The sequence below is a fragment of the Pseudomonas avellanae BPIC 631 genome, assembly GCF_000444135.1.
GTDB classification, from domain to species: Bacteria; Pseudomonadota; Gammaproteobacteria; order Pseudomonadales; family Pseudomonadaceae; genus Aquipseudomonas; species Aquipseudomonas avellanae.
Map to the genome: position 1 here is coordinate 1 of NZ_ATDK01000179.1, position 600 is coordinate 600.

The window sequence follows — 600 nt, forward strand, 5'->3', positions numbered from 1 at the left end:
ACTTCAGACCTTCCCTAAGGCTTTCGAGGGACGGAAGATAGTGACGTCAACTGATGTAACTATCTTGCGCTCCCCGATATTAGGAAGGATGCAGGCACGCCCAGCAGGCTCAGCTAATCGGCAGATTAGTAAATCTGCCTTCACGTATTTCCTTGCACCGCAAAGACGCGAATGAAGCTTCGTAAATATATTTCTTTTCAGCTTTATCTAAGAACGTCCCAACACCAATATTTCCCGTCTGAACCAGACGGACGCCATCCGACGTAATGTGTTCAGACTCAATCCAGTCTCCATCGTCAAAGAGCTCTTTACGTCCACCAGCAAGTTCTAGGAGTGAGCTCTCCACCCACTCCCCACTAAAACCAGGCAGGCGACGCTGACCGGTAAGAAGCTCCTGCATCGTGCCTTGCTTGATCTGGCGTTTTTTGTTCAGCAGTTGCCGCAGGGATTCGATCAAAGCATCCACATTGCTCAACGCCTCAGCAATGGCCATTTGCTCATCTAGTGTACTGTTTTCGAAAAAATCAGCCACCAACTAACGGAAAATTCAAATCTTATCAATAGCTTAGCTTGCAGGTTATGGGTAACTTATTTCGAAAA

General features: G+C 47.2%; 1 protein-coding gene. It reads right to left on the minus strand.

Translation table 11 applies throughout. The features are described from left to right. Positions 1-109: 109 nt before the first annotated feature. Positions 110-532: a restriction endonuclease subunit S domain-containing protein gene (locus DW49_RS1000000133325; protein WP_206539571.1), complete on the minus strand. Its 423-nt coding sequence runs from the start codon at positions 530-532 to the stop codon at positions 110-112. Between the last annotated feature and the right edge of the window lie 68 nt (positions 533-600).